The following is a 25,404-nucleotide window of genomic DNA, read 5'->3' as shown; positions in this document are numbered from 1 at the left end:
GGAGGCAAACGCACGAAACAATGCAGTATCCGCACGAAATGAGGAGGTAAACGCACGAAATATGGAAGTAAACGCACGAAATGGAGCAGTATCCGCACGAATTGGAGCTGTATCCGCACCAAATGAGGAGGTAAACGCACGAATTGGAGTGGTATCCGCACCAAATGAGGAGGCAAACGCACGAAACAATGCAGTATCCGCACGAATTGAGGAGGCAAACGCACAAATCGTGGCGGTATCCGCACCAAATGAGGAGGCAAACGCACGAATTGGAGCAGTATCCGCACCAAATGAGGAGGTAAACGCACGAAATATGGAAGTAAACGCACGAATTGGAGCTGTATCCGCACGAATGGAGGAGGCAAACGCACGAATTGGAGCAGTATCCGCACGAAATGAGGGAGCAAACGCACGAAACCAAGCAGTATCCGCACGAATGGAAGAAGCATACGCACGAAACGTGGTAGAATTTGCACAACTCGAGGAAACAAACCCATTAAAAGAAGCAGGAACCACACTCATTAAAAATCAATCCACACTAAATAAATAACCATCCTCCCCAAATGAAATTATTAAACAATTTTAAAATAATAACTGACCAAGCCGATAATATTAAGTGAAAACTTAAATTTGGAAAGGGCGGATGCTTCTTGAAAAAATTAATTATTCCAGTATTGTTCACAATTCTCTTCTGCATATTGCCAACCATTGCAAATGCCGATGAGTCACAACCAAAAATTGGAGTTATGTTTTCTGAACCCAATGAAAAGTACGCCAAAATCACAAGTCCTGGTGGCAAATACAAACCACCATATATGAAAGAAGAAACCGTATCTCCCAAAGTGAGCTATAGTTCCATTTATGATAAAGAACTGAAATATTATCATTTTCTAAAACAACAAGGCTATAATGTCGATAAAGTTTCTCATGATGTCCTAAACAGCTTGGATGCTCTTCATCAATATGATGCCATTGTATTTCCATATACTGTATTAATGAACCATACACAACGAGAAAACTTAAAACGATACATATATGGCGGTGGTGGTGCACTGTTTGTTTATGCGACAGGACGAAATGAATTAGACTACATGCCAAAAAACGGCCAGATGGATTTATCACCATTAATTTTCCACACACTTACATATATTTGGGAGTGGGATAATTTAACAGAGGTTTTCCAATCCCGATTCATCACAGACAATCATTTAACAAATACAGTGATTACGAATAATTCCGTAACTCATCCAATTTTGCAAGAAGCTTACAAAGCACTCGGCAGAAATTACATTCGCATTTCTGAAAATCGCAGCGATGGATATTGGTATGAAATTATGGAACCTTGGAATAGCAGCATTCAGCCTCTGCTTGTCATTTCCGACTATTCCTATGCAAGCCAGCCGCAATATGTAAACAAAGGAAAAACCGGAGCGCTCTTTGCATTGGAATATGGCCAAGGACGCGTTGTGGTTGTTCCATTTAAAATGTTTGATTATTTACAAGTGCAAGCCGAGGACGCATGGGAAGACAATACTAAAGGATTCGCTTGGGATAGAACGAGTGGACATGAAGATGTAGCGGCATTGACAAAGGCATCGGTTAATTGGATCAGTCAACCAGCTTCATCTAATTCTTTCAAACGCCATTATGATGTGAAATTAACGGTATCCAATGTCACTGCATATGTCACACCACAAAAGAAATTTGCAGTAAGAGGCACTGTCACTACTTCCAACGAAGGCAATGTGCCGGTAAGAGGCTTTATGAAAGTGCAGGTACTAGATCAACATAATAACTCTTTAGGCGATTATCAACGGGTACTGCCAGGGCTTGCTCCTAAAGGGGCGGAGAATTCCTCTTTTGATGAAAAATTCGAAATCTTACTTCCTGGCAATTTAGCAAATGGAAATTATACCCTTTACATTACTTTTGAAGACACGCGACACGATCGAAAAGGTTTTATTACACGTGCTGAAAGATTGAATATCGCGAAAAATGGAAACAACGGAACGATCACAGCATTTAAAATGTTCTCTGATGTTGGTTCATCCAATAGTCACTACAAAAATATTAGCGATGCTGCAAAAATCGGTATAGTTACAGGTTATAGCAACGGCAAATTTATGCCAAATGCCAATGTTTCCAGATTGCACGCCATGACGATGTTGCTTCGAGCTTTGAATATTCAACCATCTTCATCTGCCACAATGCCTGCAAGCGATATGAAAAAAGGCGAATATGGTTATGATGTCATGGCTACTGCTTATCAACGAGGATTCATTTCCCTTGAAAATGGTAAGGCAAATCCAAATGAACCAATGCGCCGCGGTACAATGGCTCAAGCGTTAGTAAAAGGCTTTAATTTACAAGGAAAAAGCGCTCTTCCATTTACAGATATAACGCCTTCCTACGAACAGTATAAAAATATTGAAGTATTGTACCATCACGGTATTACAACGGGGGTAAATGCTACAACATATGCACCAAACGACCCTGTATCTAGACAACAATTTGCAACGTTCATTATGCGTTCATTGAATGTCTCTTCTAGATAATAAAAAAACCTGGCATCTGCCAGGTTTTTTTGCATAAGCATACCCAAAAAGTTCACATTTGTGTGATGTTTTTCATTTGATGTAGATGCTTTCCTACTTATAATGCGGATACTGCTTGGTTTCGTGCGTTTGCTTCCTCATTTCGTGCGGATACTGCTTGGTTTCGTGCGTTTACCTCCTCATTTGGTGCGGATACAGCTCCAATTTGTGCGTTTACCTCCTCAATTGGTGCGGATACAGCTCGGTTTCGTGCGTTTGCTTCCTCATTTCGTGCGGATACTGCAGATTAATGGGTACACTCGCGAAGAGAATCCAAGATAAACCATTACTGAAATTGATTCGTAAGTATTTACAATCGGGCGTCATGATTAATGGTGTGGTGTCAAGCACATTAGAAGGAACTCCACAAGGAGGACCATTAAGTCCGCTACTATCTAACATTGTACTAGATGAACTAGATAAAGAATTGGAAAGAAGAGGACACAAATTCGTTCGATATGCGGATGACTGTAACATTTACGTGAAAAGTAAACGAGCAGGACTTCGCACAATGGCAAGTATTCAGCGATTTATTGAAGGAAAACTACGACTGAAAGTAAATGAAAAGAAATCAGCGGTCGACCGTCCATGGAAACGTAAGTTTCTAGGATTTAGCTTTACCTATCATAAAGAGCCAAAGGTTCGTATCGCAAAAGAAAGCCTTAAACGAATAAAGAATAAAGTTCGTGAAATCACATCACGCAAGATGCCCTACCCGATGGAATACCGCATTCAGAAACTGAATCAATATCTAATGGGATGGTGTGGATATTTTGCGTTAGCAGACACCAAATCTATATTCCTTGAATTAGACAAATGGATTCGTAGAAGACTTCGAATGTGCCTATGGAAGAACTGGAAGAAACCGAAAACAAAGATACGCAACCTTATTCAACTTGGCGTACCACAATGGCAAGCGTATGAATGGGGAAATACTCGGAAGGGTTATTGGCGTATTTCAAATAGTCCAATATTACACAGAACCCTTGGTAACTCCTATTGGAGAAACCAAGGGCTGAAAAGTCTTGAAGCTCGTTATGAAAACTTGCGTCAATGATCTTAATTGAACCGCCGTATACGGAACCGTACGTACGGTGGTGTGAGAGGACGGGAGTTAATCGCTCCCTCCTACTCGATTATAGAAGCTTGAGAAAAGACTGTTAGGCAAATATCGCGATATATACGTGGGAAAGTTGGTGTGAGGTGGGAACGGGTTACATTGCTGAATACAATCCCAAAGTAGGTAAGTTGTATATGTTATTGAATTAAGAAATAGGTAGAAGTATGAAGCAATCCGATTTGGTTAAAGATAAAATAGAGGAGGTGCAAAGATGCAACAAGAAGTACTTTGTGAAGTAAACAACTGCAAGTATTGGGTGGAAGGCAACAAATGTTCAGCAGAAAAAATTTATGTCGTAAGCCAAAAAGGAAAGGAAGCTTCCACAACAGAAGAAACAGACTGCAAAACATTTACACCTGAGAATTAATGCTGGATTGAGCCGTCTAGAAAGTTAAGCTTTCTGGCGGCTCATTTTTTTGTGGGTAATTATAGTATTGATAATTACTATCATTTTCATTCAAAGTTCAATACTATTATTATCTTCCATGAGTGCTAAGTTTTGGCATTTTCATAATGGAATGGGATTTCTCCAATTTATCTTCAATATAATCTAAAGAGTAGCAGCCATATGGATCGGCTAATTCGCCAATTGCGCGGGAAAGGTTATCAATAACAACCCTAAATTCTTTGTGTTCCGTTTCTTCTTCCATTGAATGAATTTCATACATAATTTCATGGGCAAGCCGTTGAATACGCGCTAAGCGCATTTCTTTTGATTGCACATCTCTCCTCCTTTAATTAGCATACACAAATCATTATATGGTGGGCACATAGGAGAGATGAGAATGAATCTGCTTATTTGAAAAAGGTTGATTATTGGTGGGGAATTTCCAGTCTCGATAATCGCCACATTCGAGGAAATAATCGCCAAAATGAATTAGATAATCGCCGGAAAGAAGAAAATAATCGCCAAAGGAGGAGGAAGGTTGCTCGCTCACTCCTGATAATAGCCAAATATAAAATTCTTTAAGGAATTTAATACAATTTGCTAGACAATTTATTTATTTTCCTTAATAATTCAAGAAAAGTAAATAAATTGTAAGAATTTTCGGACGGGGGAGATGGAATTTGGGAAAATGGCGCTTATTTTAGGCGTCATCGCGGGAATATTCAGCATTGGCTTGTGGTTTGTCTTTGTATTTTATACTGCTTCGTTAACGGATAGCGGCCCGGCCATTACGACTTTTATGATGTTATGTTTACCGGCCTTGTTGGCAATCTTTTCATCTTGGCTGCAGAAAGCGTATTTGATGTTCATTGCATTTATCTGGTCACTGCCTTTTAGTTTGTATATGTTGTGGACACCTGGAATCTTTCATTGGTTCTTTGCTCCATGTGCAGCTTATTTTATTTGTTTTCTTCTTTTATTTATGACTAAAAGGAATACAGAAAAAAATTCAATTCTCTAAAAATATTTATAGGAGGTCATTTCCATGTCTTTCATTACGCCAAAATGTATGAAATGCAATAAGGTCATTGAAGAGAATGAAGAAGTATTGGTTCAACTTCGGTATCCAAAACAAAAAGGATTTACGGAGATTAAAGCATTCTTGAATCTGGAAGGAAAATTTATTTGCCATGAATGTTCAAAGAAATTGCTAGTGTAAGCAGCTGCCAAAAAATCATATATTTTGATATTCCTCAATTCATTCATTATACTAATATTGTAATTTGCTGAATAGGAGGTCGTGATAATGGCAAAGGTTGCTTTTTTGCTAGCTAATAACTTCGAGGATTCTGAAATGAAAAATCCATATGAAGCTGTAAAAGAAGCAGGTCATGAAGTAGTGATTGTTGGATTAGAAAAAGGTGCTGAATGCAAAGGGAAAAAAGGCACTGTTACATATACTGCAGAAATTGGCGCAAGTGAGGCAAAAGCAGACGATTTTGATGCAGTTGTCATTCCTGGTGGAAGTTCTCCGGAAGCATTACGCGTCAATGACGATGTAGTCCGTTTTGTAAAAGAAGTGAATGAACAAGGTAAATTGATTGCTGGAATTTGCCACGGTCCGCAAGTAATGATCAGCGCGGACATTTTAAAAGGAAAAGCGGCAACTTGCTACATCGGCATTCGGGATGATGTGAAACTTGCTGGAGCAGATTACCGTGACGAAGAAGTCGTTGTGAGTGAAAACATCATCACTTCCCGTACTCCAAAAGATGAACCTGCTTTTATCCGCGAAATTTTAGCAAAATTAAATTAAAATAATCAAATGGCAGAGGCTGGGATATAAACAAAAAATGAAAGGGCAGTTGAAAGAGTTTTGATAAAAAATTGAACTAACGAAAAATTGATGAAGTGACGGGGTGAGTTCCTGTCTCGCACGCTTAGTCGCAAAGCGGAGCAAGCTCAAGGAAGTAAATTCAAAGCTTTCCTGCGAAGAGCCCTCTCGAGACCACGAGGAGCGAAGCAATGACTCAGAGGAGAGTCTAGCCGGGCCCGCGGAAAGCGTCCCCGGAACGGAAATCAATTTTAATAACATATCTAAAAAAACATCATTTTCTCTTTGGAGAAAAGGATGTTTTTTTTAGATTTGTCCCAACCTCTGTTTTTTTATTCCTAATAAATAGAAGTCTCATTTACTGTTCCTCATTGTTTGAAAACTTGTACGTCTAATTAAGGATGTATCCGTAGCGGCTCAACAAATTGCTGAAGGAAATTGAACGACTGGTTTGTTACATATTAATAGCAATGGTGAAGTTGGAGAGTTGGCAAAATCCTTTAATGCGATGGTTGCCTCTCTAAAATTAATGCATCATCCAATACTTTGGCGAAATTGGCAACAGAATTGCAGGAGCTAGTACACAAGTTTAAAGTGGATTAATTGACGAGAAAGCAAATACATCAATTGAAAAAATTGCGGAAAGCATTGAATTAAGGCTTTTCACATTTTTTCTTAGTAGTAAAGTTGAAGAATAACCAATTGTAATCCTTTAATTAAGATGGTGATAAATCATGATAAGAAAGATGAAAAAAGAGGACGCCGAAATTTTTTATAAAATGGCTGAACAATTTTATGCTTCTGATGCAGTACTACATCCAATCCCAAAAAAACATCACTTTGATACGTTTAATGAAATGATGCGTTCCAATGTATATCTTGAAGGCTATATATTTGAGTATAATAACAAGCCGGTTGGATATGCCATTACATCAAAAATGTTTTCCCAAGAAGCGGGAGGAATTATGTTATGGATTGACGAAATCTATATAATGGAGGAGTATCGTTCAATAGGATTGGGAACTGAGTTTTTCAATTATCTCAAAACAACACTTGATGCTTCAATTGTAAGATTGAGGCTGGAAGTGGAAAAGGACAATGAAAGGGCAAAAAAACTATATAAAAAGATGGGATTTAGTCCATTAGAATATGATCAGATGATTTTAGATTTAAAGGATATGAATTGATAGCAGAGCTTGGCATCTTGTTTTTGGGATAAGCTTAAATCCTTAATAGGCATTTGCATGATCATAGGATCCAAGTTTTTCTATATAGGCTAGTTAAATTAAACATCTTTGAACATCTCCTTTGTTATTTACCAGGAGATGTTCTTTTTATATAGGGGGAGGAATTCCAGTCAAAATGCGGGTTGCAACTGTCAGTTGACACATTTCCAAGCGTGCTTTATAGAAGGTAACTGCATTTTTAAGTAGGATGAGATTGAAAAACAAAACAAACTTCAAAGAAAAAAGGATGATGAAAAATGATCTTAGCAGAAAAAATAATGGAAGAACGAAAGAGGAATGGCTGGAGCCAGGAAGAGCTGGCAGAAAAGCTTGGAGTGTCAAGACAGTCCGTTTCAAAATGGGAAAGTGCCCAGTCGGTTCCGGATCTTAACCGCATTATTAAAATGGCAGAATTATTTGGGGTAACAACAGATTATTTATTGAAAGATGAAATGGAAAAAAGGGAAACGACGGAAACTTTAATGGAAGTGGCAGAACTGCCTGTAAAAATTCACAAAGTCAGCATGGAAGAAGCGACGGAATTTATAAAGTTGCAGGAAAAGCATGCGCCGTTGATTGCCTTTGGAGTATCCCTTTGCATTTTATCTCCCGTGATTTTGCTTCTTCTTGCAGGATTGGCAGACAGTAAAATGATGAATATTTCCAATCAAATTGTGGGCGGAATCGGAATTTCTGTATTGTTAATCATGATTGCTGTTGGCGTATATATATTTATTAAATGTTCAAATGAAGGAGAGAAGTTTGAATATCTAGACAAGGAAGCCATTGAAACGGAATATGGCGTAAGCGGCATGGTAAGAGAAAAAAAGAATGCCTATAACGGGAAGTTTAATTTATTTGTTTTAATAGGGGTTATTCTTTGTATATTAAGCCCTTTGCCATTAATTATTAGCGGGTTCCTTACAGATGCTGCCTATATAATTACTTCCATGGTTGCGCTATTGTTAGTGATTGTTGCTGCAGCTGTAAACATGTTTATAAGGGTTGGAATGATCCGCGAAAGTTATGAGAAACTTCTTCAGGAAGGGGAATATACAGTAGAAAAGAAAAAATCATCCATCATAATTGGAAGAGTCAGCGGAGCTTATTGGTGCGTAGTGGTTGCGGTGTATCTTGCTTGGTCTTTCATTGGCATGAATTGGGATAAGACGTGGATTGTATGGCCGATTGCAGGTGTTCTATATGGGGCTTTTATTTCCATTGTAAAATTGGTGATAAAAGCGGAAGAATGAAAATTCTAGCTCGGGTATCTCATGATGACCGAGCTTTTTTATGTTGCAATCTGCATAAGCAGAACTTAAATAGGTTATAGGAAAAGGAGATTACAAACAATTTATTATATTTGACTATAACATTTTGTCTTTATATATATTGTTTAAATTTTCTGATTCTTTATTTTTGATACAAATTTTTCCTATATCCGCACAATTCCTTAACAAAATTGAAAAATTCTAATAGAATATACCTAAATCCCTAAAGAAAAGTGAAAGGTAAAAAGTTATAATATAATAAAGACTTTAGATTCATATAGTTAGAAGGCATATAATACTATTTCCTGAATGTTTGCCTCTCTAATTAGGTGCATGCAAGACGTTGTTTAGATAAAATAAAGGGATTGGTGCAAGATGGCTTTTGATTTAAATTATTACGAAAGTAAGATAGTTTGCAATATTTGTAAAAAACAGTATACAACTTATAAGGTGCGTCCTGGCCGATACAAAGTCTTATCACAAGATACTGATTTTATGCCGATTTACGATGGGCTAAATCCGCTTTTATATGAAGTTTCTGTTTGCCCTTATTGCGGCTATGCTTATCATAAATCATTAACGCGAACGTATGGGCCATTTTTAGAACTCATTAAAGAAAGCTACATTAAAAGAATTAAAAAAGTTAGAAATCTATGTAAAGAACGTACAATCGATGATGCAATTACAAGCTTCCAATTAGCGTATTTAGTAGCGAAATTTTCGATGGAAGAACCTATTGTTTTAGCCAATTTTGCTTTGAAAATTGCTTGGCTCTGCCGGTTGAAAAAAGACTTGAAGGCTGAAATGCGATACCTCCGATCAGCAAGAGAGTTGTTTTATAAATCTCAAACTAGCGATAAAGAAAGCGAAGAGAGAATGCAATATCTTGTCGCAGAAATTAGTCTTCGGTTAGGAGATATAGAAGAAGCAAAAAGAGGATTTTCACGGCTTATTACCGGTAAGGATGTTTCTAATAAATATCGCAACTATGCAAAGAAACGCTGGGAAGATTACAAGTACGATAATGAGAAAACCGTAAATGAAGAGAGCTAGGGGGGATTTAAAATGATCATACCGAAGAAAAAAATATTGACATATCGGAAGAGGAAATATTTTCTGAATTACATCATTTTTTGTTAAGAAAAAATAATCGTTTTTTAAATAATGATGAAGTGGTAGAAAAAACTGGTGTACCTCATGAGCTCATTTATAAATGGGTGAAATCAGGAAAATTAAAAAAATCATTATTTCCTAATCTTGGAGCCCCTTGTGAAAGATGCGGCAAAATTACAAACCATTCTAAACTATGCATTGAGTGCACAACCAATATCACAACCCTTCTAGCCAAAGAGGAAAAAGATAAACAATGGTTCCAGCAAATTCAAGGAAGCAGAAAACATACTTATCATCATTATAAATAAGGAAGTAATAGACACTTTTAACATCAGAGCCCTGGGATTTCTAATGTATTATAGCAAAAAGAAGGAACTTGGAAGCTAAACGTTCTCAAGTTCCTTCTTGATGTTTATTCTTCATATATCATTTTTCTTGTCATTCCACCATCTACAATTAGATTAATGCCTGTGACGAAATTATTTTCTTTTGCTGTTAAATAAAGACAGGCGCGGGCAATATCCTCTGGTCTTCCGACGCGTTTAGATAAATGCTGTTCATGATCAATATCCCGCAACTTCGAATAATCGCCAGTTTCAATCCATCCTGGAGAAATGGCATTGACCGTAATTCGATCTTCGCTGAAAGATGCAGCAAGGGCATGGGTTAAAGCGACGATTCCACCTTTGGATGCAGCATATGCTTCAGAATTTGGTTCAGACATAATGGCTCTTGTAGAGGCAATGTTGACAATGGAACCGCCTTCTTTGTTGTTGCGCATATATTTAGCTGCTTCCCTAGAGGCTAGGAAAACGCTCCGCAAATTTGTATTGATGATATTGTCCCATTCATCAATCGATAATTCAAAGGGGGACTTAAATGCCGATATACCGGCATTATTAATTAAAATATCGATTCTACCGAAAGTTAGATTAGCGATTTCCATTAAGCGGACAATCTCTTCTTCAAACCGTACATCCGTTTTTACAAAAAGTGCATTCCCCCCTTTAGATTGAATCAAATCAACGGTTTGTTTCCCCCTTTTTTCATCCACATCTGCTACAAGGACATTGGCTTCTTTTTCCGCATACAACAATGCAACTCCTTTTCCGATGCCATTTCCGGCGCCCGTCACAATTACAGTTTTATTTAAAAAATCCATCGTCATGTCACATCCTTAAATAAATATTCTATTTCTAAAGTAGCACAAAAAAGGAAACCCTGCTTATGTGAAAGAAAAAATTTGGATGTTTGATTGTTCTAAACTATTTTCATTAAAGAATGCCATTGAATATCCTTAAAGTTATACATGGAATTTTCAATATTTTTTCAGATTTTTTTGATACGCTTAAAGAAAAAGGACTGTACACAAGAAGGTGAAGATTGGATGAATATTTTATTTGCAGAAGATGATGAGAATTTAGGAAAAATGGTTTTTCATTTATTGCAAAAGGAATATGGTCGAGTGGATTGGGTAAAGGATGGTCAAAGTGCGTATGATTATGCCACGTTTACTGATTATGACGTCATTATTTTGGACTGGATGATGCCTGAGCTAAGCGGCCTTGAAGTATGTAAAAAGCTTAGAGAAAAGGGTTATAAAGGCGGCATCTTGTTTCTCACAGCGAAAGATTCTGTTGAAGATGTAGTAGAGGGATTGGATGCGGGAGCCGATGATTATTTAGTGAAGCCTTTCAAATTCGAGGAGCTTGTGGCGAGACTCAGAGCCCTTTCACGAAGAGTGGACAAGCCATTTGAAGAAGTTTTGTCAGCGGAGGATTTAGAGTTAAATTTAACAACTCATGTGGTGAAAAGAAATGGCCGAGAGATTGAACTTTCTAAGAAAGAATATGAATTGCTTGAATTGTTGCTTCGAAATAAACATCAAGTGTTGCCGAGAGACATAATCATTGAAAGAATTTGGGGATTTGATACCGATGTAACAGAAAATGCATTAGATGCCTTAGTGAAGCTTCTTCGGAAAAAAGTAGACGAGCCAGGAAAACCATCCCTCATCAAGAATGTGAGAGGCGTTGGCTACAAGTTGAGGGATAGCCATGGAAATTAATAAAGTGAAATTGAGGCTCACCTTGCTTTATACAGGATCCCTGCTGCTCATTTTAATACTTTTTATTTTAGTGCTGTATCTTTTTATTTCAAATGCGATCAACAAACAGGAAATTGAGGAACTGGAACAGTTTTATGAGAAGGAAAACCATGAATTTATCGAAGAACTATTCAAAAATCATTATGGCTACGGGGATATAAGACTCGTACCGGAGAGCAAGCGAATGTTCGATGAATATGAAGAAGAGGAACATGATGAATTTGACGACGATGAATATGAAGAGATTGAACCTGTAAAATATAGACCGGAAAGGGATATTTTCTACTATGTATTTGATGAAAATTCTCGATTAATTGAAGGTGAAGGAACCATCCGTGGTTTTGAAGAATACTTTGAAGAAACGGATTTCGACTCTCCCGCTTCAAAAATCATAAGAGAAATTGAATGGGAGAAAGTGCATATCCTTTATATTTATTATCCACTTCAAGTAGATGGCCAGAATATCGGAAGTGTCATGGTTGGAAAAAATATTACCGATGAAAAGCATCTTATTCAAAGAATTATTTGGATATTATTGTTTTTAACGGTTTTTTTCAGTTTGCTTTTTGCTTTAGCAGGGAACTTCTTTGCTGGTCAGGCTATGAAACCAATATTAAAAGCTTATGAGAAACAAAGAAAATTTGTTTCCGATGCGTCCCATGAACTAAGAACCCCCCTTAGCGTTTTTTATAGTTCCATTGATGTGTTGTCGAGTGAAGAAGAGGAAAACTTGAGTCCTTTTGGGAAACAAGTATTGGAAGATGTGAAACAGGAAGCAGAAATGATGCATAAACTTTTAGATGATTTATTATTTTTGGCAAGACATGACCAAGGCAACTTTAAATTAGAACTAGAAGAATTTGATCTCTCTTCAATGGTTCACTCATTGCTGAACAGATTTAAAAGAATTCTTCCATCTCAATTAACCCTAAAGGAAAATATTGAAAATGGAATTCAAATCAAAGCCGATAAAGTGAGAATTCAACAACTTCTTTATATTTTGCTGGACAATGCGGCACGCTATACAAAAGAAGGGTCTATCACATGCTCATTAGCTGCACAGGGAGAGAAAATTGTGTTAAGCGTGAAAGACACAGGAATCGGCATCTCTCCAAAGGATTTGGAACATATTTTTGAACGTTTTTATCGGGGAGATGAATCAAGAAAAAGAAACGGAACAGGTCTGGGACTAGCCATCGCCAAAACGATTGTGGAAGCCCATGGCGGAGAAATTGCAGTGAAAAGCGAAGTGGGAAAAGGAACAGAGTTTTTAATAAAATTGAATAAACATTAAAAGGTGAGCCGGGAAAGATTAAAACTTTTCCGGCTCACCTTTTTAAGAGGGGTTTAAAACGGTATATTCAGGAGGTTAATTAGCATTTTTACGATGAACTACTTTTACTTTGCTTTCGAAATATCTCATCATCAGCAACGTTGTAATTAAAACAATTCCTGCACTGTAGATAATAATTGCCCATATTTCTTCAGAATCTGTTCCGATGAAAATGCCATGGAGAATCATAAGTACCCAAGCAGGAATCACTAAGAAGTGAAGTTTCTTCCATAGTTTGAATCCGAGTTTTTTCAAAAAGAAATCGGAAGTTAACATGACGATTAGGAACAGATAGAAAGATATTGTTCCGATTCCGGAAAAGAATGGCTCATTTTTAGCCACAAACGGAATCATTATTTCCCATATTTGATATGGAACATATTGATCGAACAATAGCAAAATGGCATGAAAGATGACGTTCAATGTACCAATCCATCCACTGATTTTATGAATCTCCATTAGAAGTTGTTTTTGGTTTTGAAAAGAAGAAATCTTTTGCATTAAACCGGCCATAATGGAAATGGTTAGAAGAAAATAGGCAAGAAAGCCGGCTGTACGAATGAGATTCCAATTAGAAAATACATCGAGGATCATATATTATTCCCCCCGGTCTCTATATTTCCATTTGAATGAACAAGAAGATAACTAAATTTTTTGCTGATGTTGGCTAGCACCGAATCAATAGATGCATCCTTTGCCATAAAGCAAACTTTGGCTCCGACTTCCGCATCAGTGCAGTGTTCCATAATAACTGTTGCTTGTACAATATCAGTAACGACGGGCATTCCGTTTCTTCCATCTAATAGATGGTGTTTTTTTATATTTCCTTGCATCCAACTCCGATACACAATGTTGGATGTGGCAACCCCGCCATTTTGAATGTTGAAAAATCCAAGGGTTTTGCTTTCATCAAAGGGATTCTGAATTCCAATTTTCCACGTTTTCTCTCCATTTGACCAAATGGACATATCCCCGCCGCCATCTACGATTCCATATTTGCTAGAGGTGTTATTTTTCAGCCATTTGGCGATTGCTTCTACCGCATATCCTTTGGCAATCCCGCCCAAATCAATTTTTTGGTCGGTATTTTTGATGAATTGAAAATTTTCTTTAAAAATGAGGGGTTCTGATTCATTTTCATAATGCAAAAATGCTGCTTCATGATTGGCTGTTTGAAAAGGAAAAGATCGATTATATCCATGGTTTTCTAAAGGAATGAGCAGATAGGGAGAAAATCTCCCCTCTGTTTTTTTTCGATATTCTTCTGCTTTTTTTAACATATCGTAAAGAATAGGTGAAACGCAGATTGTTTGATTTTTTGGGGCTTCATTGATATACCATAGTTCATTATTTTTGCGAAATCTGGAAAATTCACGTTCTATATATTGAAGAAAGGAAATGACATGATTTTTCCATTCAAATCCATCTCGATTTTCAATGGTAATACGAAAATTCGTATTCATGATATTGAGTTTGATGGAATCCATTTCGCTGGCATTATGATCTTCTTGTTTTGTAGTAATCATATTCATCGGCACCTTGATATTGATTTTGACTTAGAGTAAAGTTGCTCCAGTCCAATTGAATAAGTTCTTTTTCCCGTTCGCTTATGGAATCATTAATTTCGATTGCCAGTGCAGCATCTTCTGGATTCGTTGAGGTTGTATTGACAGGTGTATCGTTGATTTGTCCAAGTACAAATGCAGAAAACGCTGCTCCTGTAATTCCAACAATCCATTTCGCTTTATTATTTGGTTTCATCGTTTTTCACACCCCACTCAATAAAATTGTTCTAAAATAAAGGTTTCGTTTGCTTCGTCCCAATCTACGCTATATCCAAAAGCATTGGCTATTACTGAAATAGGAAGATAAACCGTTTTTTCATAACTTAAAGCTTTTGCTGGCATTGGCGTTTTGACCATATTTTCATAAGCAGCGTTTGTTCCAGCACGAACAATTAATTCTTCTTGGCCATTGGAAAGTTCAAGAATTCGGCTTTGCTCGTAATATTTAGATTTGATGCCGAAAAGTTTTGCCATTTTTTCACCTGAAACGAGCAATTGGCCGTTTGAAGGGAAAACAAGAAGTTTTTCTGTTTTTCCGTTCAAATTAAAGGAAACTTTTTTTGCCTCTTCAACGGGAAGATTATTGCTTATTGATATATGAGTATCTCTTGTCCAAACATTCCAGTAGGATGGTTGAACGGTATTTTGTTGTAAGTTTTTATAGTTTCCTTCCTGTTCATATTCTCCTTTCCATTTATAATCGTCGTCATCGTCATCATGGTCGTGTTTATCAAATTTTTCGAAGTAGTTGTTTTTATCGCTCTTTTCGTATTTTGGATAATAATATCGATCCCCCTTATAATGGTCATCCGCACTGGCAATATTTACGACGGATTGAAAGGCAAAGAATAGAACAATAATGAAAATTCCATATTTCAATAATTTGTTTTTCATTTTCCTTTCCTCCTTTTGATTATCATTTTAGGAGCCGTTTCTGAAAATAAAATGAAAAGGAGAAGAAAATGATGAAATGTTCTATTAAGTTGATGAACGCAACTTTCTTGAAATCATGGATAGGGAATTTTTGGATGAGCAAGTGAAGAGATTGTTACCTACGGGGAAATATAGAAATAAGGAAGAATTTTCATAAAACGGCAGACGGTTTTAATGTATGACGTTTTCAAAATCGTCTGCTTTTTTTATAAGCAATCAAGAATCCTTGCAAGTTTCGATCCGATATTTCTTTATTGGAAAAATTGTCAATTTTCATTGAACAGAAAAAGACCAATTCTGCCACTCATCGGCTGGATTGGTCTTTTGCATTAATAATATGAAATTTTAGTATAATCATTTTAGAGTAAAGGCATGAATAAAGGAGTGCAGAATAAAGCCTGATGATTGGCGCGATTATTGGAGATATTGTTGGCTCACGTTTTGAGTTTAAGAATTATAGAAAAAAAGATTTTGATCTTTTCACTAAAGATTGCAAAGTGACAGATGATAGCATTATGACCCTTGCCGTTGCAAAATCCATTATGACCACTCCTGCAGTTTTTGTTCCTTTTGTCGGGGCTGTTATCGGCATGAAAGAGCGGCCGAAAAGCGCTAAAGATGAAGCTTTTTTAGCCTACATGGGGCCGTTGTTTGGTCTGCTTGCAATTTTTGCCTGCCATTTCTTTGTATATGTTCACTAAAGAACCCTTTTGGGCATTTGTTATTGTGTTGGGATCCATTATAAACCTATTTGACTTAATTCCAATTACACCCCTGGATGGAGGGCGAATTGCTGCCGGAATCAGCACTAAATTATGGGTGCTCGGTTTAGTTTTGCTTTTGGCATATGCTATTTGGGCAGGAAGTATTCTAGGTTTTTTTGTTTTAATTATGGGAATTATTCAATGGAGAGAAATTCGAAAAGAGCAAAAAAATATTGACAATGACCGAAAACGAGTAAAGGATTATCAAGAAATGCTCGCTTCCCTCCAACGGATTGCGGAAACATCTACTTATGACCATTTGCAATATTTCGCCCAATCCTTGGAGAAAGATTTGAAAGAGGAAGAAAAACTGCTCGAGACTTTGCACCTTTTGGATGAAATGGATGAAGCGGAATTAACGGAAGAAGAAAGAGAAGAAAAAAGAGAGCATAAGAAACAACAATTTCTTTCTGCCTTTGAGAAGGACGTTGGAAGAATACATAATTACGTTGAGGAAACCGCTGCTTATTATCAAACAGATGGAAAGGATAGAGTGAAGCTTTTCTTCATCTATCTTGGATTGGTGTTGGTTTTAGGGATCAGCAGTGATTTAAGCTACCCGTTGCTCCCGCCTAGTCGCAAAGCGGAGCAAGCTCAAGGAAGTAAATTCAAAGCTTTCCTGCGACGAGCCCTCTCGAGACCACGAGGAGCGAAGGAATGAATCAGAGGAGAGTCTAGCCGGGCCTGCGGAAAGCGTCCCTGGAACGGAAATCAATTTTAATAACATATCAAAAAAACATCATTTTCTCCTTGGAGAAAATGATGTTTTTTTAGATTTGTCCCAACCTCTTTGCGGCAGTTTTCGCCGCAGATAAATTGCGACGAGGAGGAGCGTTTTGTAACCACCGCAGGGAAAGTTTTTAAGAAAGGCTGTTCAGAAAGTGTTCGACTTTCTGGACAGCCCATTTTTCTATTAGTTTGATTTTTCTAATGCTAATTTTAGACCGAAACTAATGATTACTGCGCCTGTAATTCCTTCAATCATTTTTTTCGTCATTGGTCTTTTCATAAAATCGCTGATATAGTGAATCAAATAAATATAAATAAAAAGCCATATAGCCGAAATGATTGTAAAGGTAATCCCCATAATTAGAAAGGGTATAAAGGTATCATTGCCAGGTTTCACAAATTGAGGGAAAAAGGATAAGAAAATAACTGCTACTTTTGGATTCAGAAGATCGCTAAGGAAACCTTGTTTAAAACAGGATGTCTTTTCAGCAAGACTTTTTGTAGTTAACTCCATTTCCGGCGATTCGTCCTTTTTGATTAAGGCCCATAATATCTGAATGCCTAAGTAAATTAAATAAGCAGCCCCAGCGTATTTGATAATGGAAAATAAAAGAGCAGACTTCACAATTATTGCGGATAATCCTAAAACGGCAGCCATTGTATGTATCATAAGGGCGCATAAAATCCCTAAAGATGTCTTAATCCCTCCAATTCTTTCGCATAGCAGTGTATTTTTAGCAACAAGAGCAGTATCTGGTCCGGGCAAAATAATTAAAAGGAAACTCATAAGGGCAAACAATAAGTAATTCTCCACTTGACCACTACCTTTCTAAATTCTTTTTTAATTTAAATTTCTACATTGTATTATATAAGACTACTACATAAAACGAACAGAAAATTTTTTATTTTGAGAAAATTTAACGTTTGGTTGATATGAGTCTATATACCTAAAAAAATCTACATCCTATGAAAAATAAATTCATTATAGGTAATAAAAAGGAAAATTTCGTAATATATTAGTACTATATTCACTGTTGATAAAGTTGTAATAAAAAATAAAAATAAATTTAAATCTAGAAACTTACAAAAATATTTATAAATTTAGAAAAATATTCTAATTTACTATTAAATTAGTATTAAGAAAATGATATAATTTACCAAGGATTAATAATTAGAAAATTCGGAAATATTAGTTGTAATTTCTTTTATTAATTAAGTATTTATTTTTTTCTCTTTAAGTTACTAAAAAGTATTGGTAAGAAATGGGGGGGTAAAAAGTATTAAGGGATTTTTTGTAGCAGTTTATTCTTTATAGCGGAAGGAGAACTATTTTATGAATAGGGTATCTTTTTGGAAATCATTATTGTTTAAAATTATGATCTTTATACTTTCCGTGACATTGATAACAACTGTTGCTATGGGATGGCTTAATTATAGTACTTCAAAAACTGTGATTCTTGAATCTTTGCAGGATAATGGACAAAATGCAGTTTCGATACATACGGCTCAATTAGGAACATGGCTTCAAACAAGACAGTCTGAGATTGAGGTGATGGCCAATACGGATTTAGTCCGTTTTGGAGAAAAGGAAGAAATTTTACGGTATTTTGCAGAGGAAAGAGCGAGGATCAATGGTCTATATTCTTCCATTAGCATTGGGGATACGGAAGGAAATCTAACCTTCGACTCGGGAACGGAAATCTTTATTGGGGATGAACCGACTTTTCCGGATGTGTTGGCTGGAAATTCGGTAATTTCAGATCCATTTCCTGATAAAGCAGATAAATCTAATCTCATTATTACCTTTGAAACGCCTGTTTTTGATGAAAATCGGCAAGTAAAAGGTGTTGTAAGCGGTGCTTCTCCAATCAATAAAGTGTTTGAAAAAGCGACGAATTTTAAAATAGGAAAGACAGATATTGTTTATGTATTCCAAAAAGATGGAACCATTATTCATCATCCAGATAAGGAAAAGATTTTAAATGAAAACCTTCTTGAATCTTCCAATGATGCAATAAGAAATCTCACACAAGAAATGATTGAGAAAGGACAAGGGGTCACAAAAGTTAAAATTGACGGCGATGAGCGGATGTTGTTCTACTCCACTATTCCGTATACAGGATGGATTATGGCAGTGGATGTTCCGTTGAAAGAATTCATAGCTCCATTAACTTCATTATTGGCCATTACAATTTGTTCTGGGATTGCAGCTCTACTCTTAAATGGCATTATTTTATTTGTTCTATTAAGAAAGATAACGAATCGAATTCGCAAGGTAGCTTTAACGGCTGAAACGATAGCGCAAGGAAATTTAGCTTTTAACGTATATACAGATCACCAAGGGGATGAAATCAGCTTTCTTGTTGATAATGTGAACAAAATGGCAAACAACTTGAAGGAATTGCTGATGAGAGCAAAAAGGGCAAGTGAGCAAGTAACCCTTGCTGCTAATAATATTGTCCAAGGGGTGAAAGAAACAGTCGAAGCTTCCAGCGAAATTTCTCATTCGATTCAGGAAGTGTCTTCAGCAACTGAAGTGCAATTGCAGGAACTTGAACAAAATAAAGAAGGCATTGATCAGTTAACAGTTGGCATACAAAAAGCAGCTGAATCGTCGTATATCATCTCAGAAGCTGCAACTAAAACAGAAAAGGAAGCTGTACACGGAAATGAAAAAATCAGCACAGCTGTTAAACAAATGAACTATATATCTGAATCTGTGCAAAAAGCTAGTAATGTTGTGCAGCTATTATCCAATCGTTCCAGAGAAATTGGCGAAATTTCAGAAATGATTACGGAAATTTCTAATCAAACAAATTTATTAGCACTAAATGCAGCAATTGAAGCAGCCCGGGCTGGGGAACATGGCAAGGGATTTGCAATTGTTGCTGAAGAAGTGCGAAAATTAGCGGAACAGTCAAAAGAATACGCGGAAAAAATTTCATTATTAATTCTTGAGATTCAGGGCAAAACAGACGAAGCTGTTAAAGCAATGGGTGATGGAGAGAAAGAAGTTCAGGAAGGAACGGAAATTGTCTATCAAGCAGGAAAGTTATTTGATAATATCCTCTTTGCAGTGAAGGAAGTTTCTGAGCAAATTCAGGAGTTGTCTTCGTTATCTGAAGAACTTTTAGCATCCACCGAAGAATTTAATGCATCTACTTCCGAAATTTTAGCTAGTGCACAAAAAACATCAGAAAATGCAAAAACCGTTATGATCCAGACGAATACCCAATTATACTCCATGCAGGAAATGAAAAACTTGACGAATTCTTTAAATAATACAGTTAATGAATTACAGGATGCGTTGAGTAAGTTCCATTTTTAATTAATCACAGATTGCAGGCGGCAAAATCCAGTTTTAATCTTGCCGCCGCTTTTTTAGTTTTGTAAAACTTTTTTCATGTAGTCTACTAATTCTTTGCTTCGTGTTTCTAATAATTCGATTTCGTCCTTTTACTTGTAAAAAACATCAATCTTTATTAAGAAGAAAATTAGGCAACAGTAATCCACAACTGCAGGAAAATAAGATTACCAATTTAAAAATAGCGACTAGCAAAATTGATGGTGTCATCATTAAACCTGGTGAAACTTTTTCCTTTTGGAAGCTGGTGGGAAGAACAACCAAATCAAAAGGTTACATAGAAGGCATGCAGCTGAAAATGGGGGAAGTAAAAACCGGCATTGGCGGTGGGATTTGTCAACTTGCAAATTTGCTTTATTGGATGGCTCTGCATACACCTCTTACAGTCGTTGAACGACATCATCATAGTTTTGACCCGTTTCCTGATTCCGGCCGAACACTTCCCTTTGGCAGCGGGGCAAGCGTTTTCTACAACTATGTAGATTTACGTTTTAAAATCTAACAAACCAATCATTTCAAATAAAAGTATGGGTAACGGATAAGCATTTAAAAGGCGCCATCTACGCTAATGAAGACATACCGTATTCATACCATATTGAAGAAAGAAATCATCAATTTTTGAAAAAGGATGGAAAAAACTATCGCCAAAATGAAATATGGCGAAAAACATTTGATAAGGTTACAGGACTAATGATAAAAGAAGAATTACTCATCAAGAACTTCTCAGAAGTCAAATATCCGATTCCTCTGGATGTATGCCAAGCAAATTAAAGTGAGGTAAAGCGTAGAAAGATTATTAATAGTGCCGGGTATTTTTTAGGTACCCTGCACTTATGTTTTTCTTAGTTCTTCTGCTAAGGTTTTTCAGGATTTTGCACATTGCTTTTCAAATAGAAAAGAGCTGTAAGTACATTTACATGTTCTGAAGATTGTTTCTTTTTTCAATTTGAATGGTCATATGATGTAATGAAAATTCATCGTGAAACAATTTTTGAATTTTGCGTAATACAATTTGCTCATCCACCTCTTTCCCCACCACTACATGACAAGTGATGGAGGGATAGTCGGATGTAATAAGCCATAGATGCAAGTCAGTCACTTCTTCTACTTCTTCAATTTCCAACAATTTTTTTCTTATGATGTCTGTCGGTAAGTCATTAGGTGCTGCTTCCATAAAAATGTTGAAAGATTCTTTTACGACGCGAATTCCGCTGAAGCTAATCACTACTGCCACAATCATGCTGGCAATAGGGTCTGCCAAATCCCACCCAAAAAATAGGATTAAGAGTGCTGCGCTAATCGCACCAATAGAACCAAGAATGTCTCCCAGCACATGCAAAAAGGCGCTTTTGACATTTAGATTACTATTATTTCCATTATTTAAAATAAAAGCCACCACAATATTAACGAGTAAACCAAGCACCGCTACAATCAGCATACCTGTACTTGCAATTTCAGGAGGCTTTGAAATACGGCGGATGGCTTCAATCACAATAAAGACGGCAATCCCGATTAAGGTTATCCCGTTTAGGAGGGCAGCAAAAATTTCCACTCTGCGATACCCGTAAGTTTTTTTGTTGTTTGCTTCCTTTTGTCCAATAATAATAGCAAACAAACTAAAACCTAATGATAAAGAATCTGTTAACATATGCCCTGCATCAGATAACAATGCCAAACTGTTTGTAATGATTCCACCAACCAATTCAACGATCATAAAACTGGTGATTAATAGATAGGCCCATTTGAGTGCATTTTTGTTTTTATTGTCTTCCAATTGACCATGATAATTTAGATGATTTGGATCCATCATAAGGAACACTTCTTTCCATGCTACTTTCCTTTTATTATAGCAAAATTATAGTGGAAAATATTTGAATTATTTAGCAATTATACCTCTCTTAATGAAGTCAACCACCAGTTGATTAATGCTAATAAACGTAACTATGATTTGATATGAATTCGATCTTTTTTTCTTTATGATAAGAATAAAGGATGATGATAAATATGAATCATTTTCAATTTACAAAGATTTTTGCAAATCGCAGAAAAGAATTAAAGTTAACACAGGCACAAATTGCTGAATATATAGGAGTTTCAAGAGCGGCGGTTTCCAAATGGGAAAAGGGACAAAGTTATCCTGATATTACATTGTTGCCAAAGTTAGCTAGATTATTTCATCTCTCAATTGATGAATTATTGGGATACCATTCCAAGATGTCCAAAGATGAAATACGGAAAACCTACATCCAGCTTTCAAAGAAATTTTCAGAAAAGCCTTTTGAACTGGTTGAAAAAGAAATTGAGGATCTATTGAAGGAATATTATTCTTGTTTGCCATTTGTATTAAAAATGGCACAACTTTATTTAAACTATGCTCCTAAGTCGCCTGATCGCCAAAATACATTGACCAGAGTCATTCAACTTTGTTCCCAAGTAAAAACATTCAGCAAAGATTTTTTACTCATTAACGAAGCGACAATGATGGAGGCTGTTGCATTATTGCAATTGGGGAAGCCGGAAGAAGTGTTGGAATTATTGGGAAATGATATAAATCATCCTGTGGAGGCCAACCAGCTCATCGCAACAGCTCATCAAATGCTCGGAAATTCAAATAAGGCAAAAGAAATTATCCAAGTTAGTTTCTATCAAAATTTAATACAGCTGATTTCGTATGCAACAGAAAGTATGATGATGGAGATTGAAAACGGGCATTATGTGGATGAAACTGTTCATAAAATTCGACAGCTGATACATTTATTTGATTTAGAAAATCTTCATTTCAATACTTGTCTAATTTTCTACTATAAAGCAGCGGCAGCATTTGTTTTTAAAGGTCTTCATGAAAAAGCGATGGAAATGCTGCAATGTTATGTAAAACTTTGTACAAAAATAAAATTTCCAATAAAGCTGCAAGGAAATTCTTATTTTTATTTATTGACCGATTGGATTGAAAAAACATCCGTCATTGGCGGAGAAGCTCCGAGGGACGAACAATCCATTAAAAAGGATTTGGTTTTGACGATTTGGAAAGAACCTAGATTTGCTTCTCTAAAAGAAAGCAATGAATTTAAAGCAATGATTCTTAATTTGGCACATCATTTAAATGTTGAGGAGGTTCTAGAATGATGGATATTAATTGGGCTTTAGTGGCCCCTCTAATTGTGATTCAAGTTGTTTTGCTGATTGTTGCGCTGGTGGATTTAATCCGCATTGAGTCGACGAACGGGCCGAAGTGGCTATGGGCGTTGGTTATTATCTTTATTAATACCCTTGGACCAATTGTGTATTTTATTTTCGGGAGGAAATCATGATTACCGTACAACATTTAACCAAAAGTTTTGGTAGGCAAACTGTGGTATCGGATGTTTCGTTCACCCTAGGAGACGGTTCTTTTACGGCGCTGATTGGTCCAAATGGCGCCGGGAAAACAACCATATTGTCCATGCTCGCCGGCTTATTGAAACCAACCAAGGGAACCGTAAACCTGGAGGGGATAAAGGATATACGAAAAGAAATCGGATTTTTGCCTCAGTATCCGCAATTTTATCCATGGTTGACGGGTTTGGAATTCATTGAAATGACGGCCAAATTAAGTGGTATTTCTGCAAGGGATACAAGAAAAGAAGCAGTAAAAGTTTTAGAATTTGTTGGCCTTAAAGATGTGATGCACAAAAAAACAGCTCAATATTCCGGTGGTATGAAGCAACGGCTAGGCATAGCACAAGCAATCGTTCATAAACCGAAACTGTTGTTATTAGATGAACCTGTAGCTTCCCTAGATCCGGTTGGAAGAAGGGAAATCATGAATCTGTTGAAACAATTGCAGCTTGATTCCACGATATTGTATTCAACACATATTTTAAATGATGCAGAAGAAATGACAGACCAACTTCTCTTTTTGAAAAAGGGGCAGGTTGTAGAAAAAGGTTCTTTAAATGAGATTCGGGAAAAATTTGATGTGCCCCGCATTCGTATTCAATTTTCAAAAATTGAAGAAGCTATTGGTTACGCTTCTCAAAGCAAGTGGTCCACTGAGGTTGAGGGAATGGTTGTTTATATCCATATAACAGATCATTTCCCGACAATGCAGCAAGTGATGGAGGAGCTTTCCAATTCCCCTTTTACGGTATTAAAGATAGAACGAAATCGATTAACCCTTGAAGAGATTTTCATGAAGGTGGTATCACCATGAGAACATTTACCGTACTAATTCAAAAAGAATTGAGGGAAAGTTGGCGCAGTTTTAAGTTTTTGTGGATGCCGCTTCTTTTTATTTTTCTTGGCATCTCGGACCCAATTATGAATTATTATATGGAAGATATTTTAAATGCAGTGGGGAATTTGCCGGAAGGATTTACCATGGAAATTCCTGAATATACGCCTGCGGATATTTTACTTGCTACCACTGGCCAATTTCAATCGATTGGTCTTATTGTACTTGTGATTATTGCAGCAGGGATGATCAATCGGGAAAGACAAAATGGAATGGCTCTTTTCTTATATGTACGGCCTATTTCATTTACTGCTTTGTTTTTCAGCAAGTGGGTCGTTATAAATATACTAGCTGTTTTAAGCGTCATTTTAGGTTATGGGGCGAGCATGTATTATACAGCCATTTTATATGGTACTGTGAAGCCGCTTCTTTTTATTCAAATGGTTGCAAGTTACTGTGTCTGGATTTTCTTTGCTACGACCATTGCTCTTATGTTTAGTGCCATGTTCAATACCGTCCTTTCCATCACATTCACGGTGATTGTTTTGCCTATTGGCGTCCTTATCCAATCATTGATAGGGCAGTTCTGGAACATTTCGCCGTGGAAACTGGCGGATTACAGTGTCCAATTATTAACCCAAAGCGACAACGAATATTATTTTAAAACATTGTTGTTAACGCTCCTTTTCACAGTCGTCTTTATAATCATTGGTGTTCTATTCACCCGGAAAAATGCTTCAATGATAAAAATATAATAAAATGATGGAAGACCTTTTTGCATTTTTTACATCAGCCAAAAGGTCTTTCTTTCTCTTTTAATAGCCCCAATCGATTAAGTGTTTCGATTTCT

27 protein-coding genes and 2 pseudogenes are annotated in these 25,404 nt (G+C 36.6%); 21 read left to right on the top strand and 8 right to left on the bottom strand.

The genetic code is table 11. The features are described from left to right. Positions 1-61: 61 nt before the first annotated feature. From DKZ56_RS00305 to DKZ56_RS00290, 4 genes and pseudogenes are all read left to right on the top strand, one after another. A complete protein-coding gene (locus DKZ56_RS00305) occupies positions 62-550 on the top strand; it encodes a hypothetical protein (protein ID WP_208650768.1) in 489 nt (162 codons plus the stop codon). Between the two features lie 100 nt (positions 551-650). Next, positions 651-2,555 (top strand): S-layer homology domain-containing protein, encoded by a 1,905-nt coding sequence (locus tag DKZ56_RS00300; protein ID WP_208650767.1) that lies wholly within the window; start codon positions 651-653, stop codon positions 2,553-2,555. Positions 2,556-2,838: 283 nt separating this feature from the next. After that, positions 2,839-3,651, top strand: a pseudogene (locus DKZ56_RS00295) (group II intron maturase-specific domain-containing protein); the annotation flags it as partial. A gap of 274 nt (positions 3,652-3,925) precedes the next feature. Then, positions 3,926-4,081 (top strand): DUF1540 domain-containing protein, encoded by a 156-nt coding sequence (locus DKZ56_RS00290; protein WP_208650766.1) that lies wholly within the window; start codon positions 3,926-3,928, stop codon positions 4,079-4,081. Positions 4,082-4,190: 109 nt separating this feature from the next. Here the strand turns inward: DKZ56_RS00290 and DKZ56_RS00285 are convergent, their stop codons facing one another. Then, positions 4,191-4,436: a hypothetical protein gene (locus DKZ56_RS00285; RefSeq protein ID WP_208650765.1), complete on the bottom strand. Its 246-nt coding sequence runs from the start codon at positions 4,434-4,436 to the stop codon at positions 4,191-4,193. Between the two features lie 339 nt (positions 4,437-4,775). On the opposite strand from DKZ56_RS00285, the gene DKZ56_RS00280 reads away from it, so the two are divergent. The 8 genes from DKZ56_RS00280 to DKZ56_RS00250 all read left to right on the top strand — a co-directional run bounded on the left by DKZ56_RS00280 (position 4,776) and on the right by DKZ56_RS00250 (position 9,854). Beyond that, positions 4,776-5,123, top strand: a complete 348-nt coding sequence (locus DKZ56_RS00280) for a hypothetical protein (RefSeq protein WP_208650764.1) — start codon at positions 4,776-4,778, stop codon at positions 5,121-5,123. A 24-nt stretch (positions 5,124-5,147) separates the two neighbouring features. Further along, entirely contained in the window at positions 5,148-5,321 is a 174-nt protein-coding gene (locus DKZ56_RS00275; RefSeq protein ID WP_208650763.1) for a Fe3+ hydroxamate ABC transporter substrate-binding protein, read from the top strand. Between the two features lie 87 nt (positions 5,322-5,408). Further along, positions 5,409-5,918, top strand: coding sequence for a type 1 glutamine amidotransferase domain-containing protein (locus DKZ56_RS00270; protein WP_208650762.1), 510 nt, complete (start codon positions 5,409-5,411; stop codon positions 5,916-5,918). Between the two features lie 469 nt (positions 5,919-6,387). Then, complete coding sequence (locus DKZ56_RS15860; RefSeq protein WP_390264499.1) at positions 6,388-6,516, top strand: HAMP domain-containing protein; 129 nt, start codon at positions 6,388-6,390, stop codon at positions 6,514-6,516. Between the two features lie 154 nt (positions 6,517-6,670). Continuing rightward, a complete protein-coding gene (locus DKZ56_RS00265; protein WP_208650761.1) occupies positions 6,671-7,123 on the top strand; it encodes a GNAT family N-acetyltransferase in 453 nt (150 codons plus the stop codon). 296 nt (positions 7,124-7,419) lie between these two features. Then, on the top strand, positions 7,420-8,415 hold the full coding sequence (locus DKZ56_RS00260; protein ID WP_208650760.1) for a helix-turn-helix domain-containing protein: 996 nt from the start codon (positions 7,420-7,422) through the stop codon (positions 8,413-8,415). 393 nt (positions 8,416-8,808) lie between these two features. Then, entirely contained in the window at positions 8,809-9,486 is a 678-nt protein-coding gene (locus tag DKZ56_RS00255; protein WP_208650759.1) for a DUF2225 domain-containing protein, read from the top strand. 80 nt (positions 9,487-9,566) lie between these two features. After that, positions 9,567-9,854 (top strand): hypothetical protein, encoded by a 288-nt coding sequence (locus DKZ56_RS00250; RefSeq protein ID WP_245989552.1) that lies wholly within the window; start codon positions 9,567-9,569, stop codon positions 9,852-9,854. A gap of 104 nt (positions 9,855-9,958) precedes the next feature. On the opposite strand, the gene DKZ56_RS00245 is transcribed toward DKZ56_RS00250, so the two are convergent. Continuing rightward, positions 9,959-10,708: a glucose 1-dehydrogenase gene (locus DKZ56_RS00245; protein ID WP_208650758.1), complete on the bottom strand. Its 750-nt coding sequence runs from the start codon at positions 10,706-10,708 to the stop codon at positions 9,959-9,961. A 225-nt stretch (positions 10,709-10,933) separates the two neighbouring features. Between DKZ56_RS00245 and DKZ56_RS00240 the strand changes: the two genes are divergently transcribed. Together DKZ56_RS00240 and DKZ56_RS00235 are read left to right on the top strand one after the other, a co-directional pair. Further along, the gene (locus tag DKZ56_RS00240) at positions 10,934-11,614 is read left to right on the top strand and encodes a response regulator transcription factor (RefSeq protein ID WP_208650757.1); all 681 of its coding nucleotides are present in this window, start codon (positions 10,934-10,936) and stop codon (positions 11,612-11,614) included. Then, positions 11,604-12,947, top strand: a complete 1,344-nt coding sequence (locus DKZ56_RS00235) for a sensor histidine kinase (protein WP_208650756.1) — start codon at positions 11,604-11,606, stop codon at positions 12,945-12,947. The genes DKZ56_RS00240 and DKZ56_RS00235 overlap by 11 nt, the downstream gene beginning before the upstream one ends. 75 nt (positions 12,948-13,022) lie before the next feature. Here the strand turns inward: DKZ56_RS00235 and DKZ56_RS00230 are convergent, their stop codons facing one another. Genes DKZ56_RS00230 through DKZ56_RS00215 form a run of 4 tightly spaced genes read right to left on the bottom strand, consistent with a single transcriptional unit; the run spans position 13,023 to position 15,445 of the window. Next, positions 13,023-13,580, bottom strand: a complete 558-nt coding sequence (locus DKZ56_RS00230; RefSeq protein ID WP_208650755.1) for a ferric reductase-like transmembrane domain-containing protein — start codon at positions 13,578-13,580, stop codon at positions 13,023-13,025. Beyond that, positions 13,577-14,512 carry an FAD:protein FMN transferase gene (locus DKZ56_RS00225; protein ID WP_208650754.1) on the bottom strand — a complete coding sequence of 312 codons (936 nt, stop codon included), beginning with the start codon at positions 14,510-14,512 and terminating at the stop codon, positions 13,577-13,579. Before DKZ56_RS00225 ends, DKZ56_RS00230 begins: the two co-directional genes overlap by 4 nt. After that, the gene (locus DKZ56_RS00220) at positions 14,484-14,747 is read right to left on the bottom strand and encodes a hypothetical protein (RefSeq protein WP_208650753.1); all 264 of its coding nucleotides are present in this window, start codon (positions 14,745-14,747) and stop codon (positions 14,484-14,486) included. Before DKZ56_RS00220 ends, DKZ56_RS00225 begins: the two co-directional genes overlap by 29 nt. A gap of 17 nt (positions 14,748-14,764) precedes the next feature. Then, positions 14,765-15,445, bottom strand: coding sequence for a copper amine oxidase N-terminal domain-containing protein (locus DKZ56_RS00215; RefSeq protein WP_208650752.1), 681 nt, complete (start codon positions 15,443-15,445; stop codon positions 14,765-14,767). A 563-nt stretch (positions 15,446-16,008) separates the two neighbouring features. On the opposite strand from DKZ56_RS00215, the pseudogene DKZ56_RS15855 reads away from it, so the two are divergent. Then, positions 16,009-16,376: pseudogene (locus DKZ56_RS15855) on the top strand (zinc metalloprotease); the annotation flags it as partial. Between the two features lie 785 nt (positions 16,377-17,161). Here the strand turns inward: DKZ56_RS15855 and DKZ56_RS00200 are convergent. After that, the gene (locus DKZ56_RS00200) at positions 17,162-17,764 is read right to left on the bottom strand and encodes a LysE family translocator (RefSeq protein ID WP_208652101.1); all 603 of its coding nucleotides are present in this window, start codon (positions 17,762-17,764) and stop codon (positions 17,162-17,164) included. 546 nt (positions 17,765-18,310) lie between these two features. Between DKZ56_RS00200 and DKZ56_RS00195 the strand changes: the two genes are divergently transcribed. Together DKZ56_RS00195 and DKZ56_RS15405 are read left to right on the top strand one after the other, a co-directional pair. Further along, a complete protein-coding gene (locus DKZ56_RS00195) occupies positions 18,311-20,305 on the top strand; it encodes a methyl-accepting chemotaxis protein (protein ID WP_208650750.1) in 1,995 nt (664 codons plus the stop codon). A 100-nt stretch (positions 20,306-20,405) separates the two neighbouring features. Beyond that, entirely contained in the window at positions 20,406-20,843 is a 438-nt protein-coding gene (locus DKZ56_RS15405; RefSeq protein ID WP_245989551.1) for a VanW family protein, read from the top strand. A gap of 411 nt (positions 20,844-21,254) precedes the next feature. Here DKZ56_RS15405 and DKZ56_RS00185 read toward each other — a convergent pair whose 3' ends face one another. Continuing rightward, on the bottom strand, positions 21,255-22,151 hold the full coding sequence (locus DKZ56_RS00185; RefSeq protein ID WP_342775790.1) for a cation diffusion facilitator family transporter: 897 nt from the start codon (positions 22,149-22,151) through the stop codon (positions 21,255-21,257). 194 nt (positions 22,152-22,345) lie between these two features. Between DKZ56_RS00185 and DKZ56_RS00180 the strand changes: the two genes are divergently transcribed. From DKZ56_RS00180 to DKZ56_RS00165, 4 genes are read left to right on the top strand one after another with little or no spacing between them, the layout of a single operon-like run. Further along, a complete protein-coding gene (locus DKZ56_RS00180) occupies positions 22,346-23,467 on the top strand; it encodes a helix-turn-helix domain-containing protein (RefSeq protein ID WP_208650749.1) in 1,122 nt (373 codons plus the stop codon). Further along, positions 23,464-23,652, top strand: a complete 189-nt coding sequence (locus tag DKZ56_RS00175; RefSeq protein ID WP_245989545.1) for a PLD nuclease N-terminal domain-containing protein — start codon at positions 23,464-23,466, stop codon at positions 23,650-23,652. Before DKZ56_RS00180 ends, DKZ56_RS00175 begins: the two co-directional genes overlap by 4 nt. Continuing rightward, complete coding sequence (locus DKZ56_RS00170) at positions 23,649-24,533, top strand: ABC transporter ATP-binding protein (protein WP_208650748.1); 885 nt, start codon at positions 23,649-23,651, stop codon at positions 24,531-24,533. The genes DKZ56_RS00175 and DKZ56_RS00170 overlap by 4 nt, the downstream gene beginning before the upstream one ends. Further along, positions 24,530-25,309 (top strand): ABC transporter permease, encoded by a 780-nt coding sequence (locus DKZ56_RS00165; RefSeq protein WP_208650747.1) that lies wholly within the window; start codon positions 24,530-24,532, stop codon positions 25,307-25,309. The genes DKZ56_RS00170 and DKZ56_RS00165 overlap by 4 nt, the downstream gene beginning before the upstream one ends. Positions 25,310-25,404 lie beyond the last annotated feature (95 nt).

It is taken from the genome of Ureibacillus thermophilus (assembly GCF_004331915.1).
Taxonomy (GTDB): domain Bacteria; phylum Bacillota; class Bacilli; order Bacillales_A; family Planococcaceae; genus Ureibacillus; species Ureibacillus thermophilus.
Note: the sequence above shows the minus strand (reverse complement) of the source record. Positions and strands in the feature narration are given on the sequence as shown.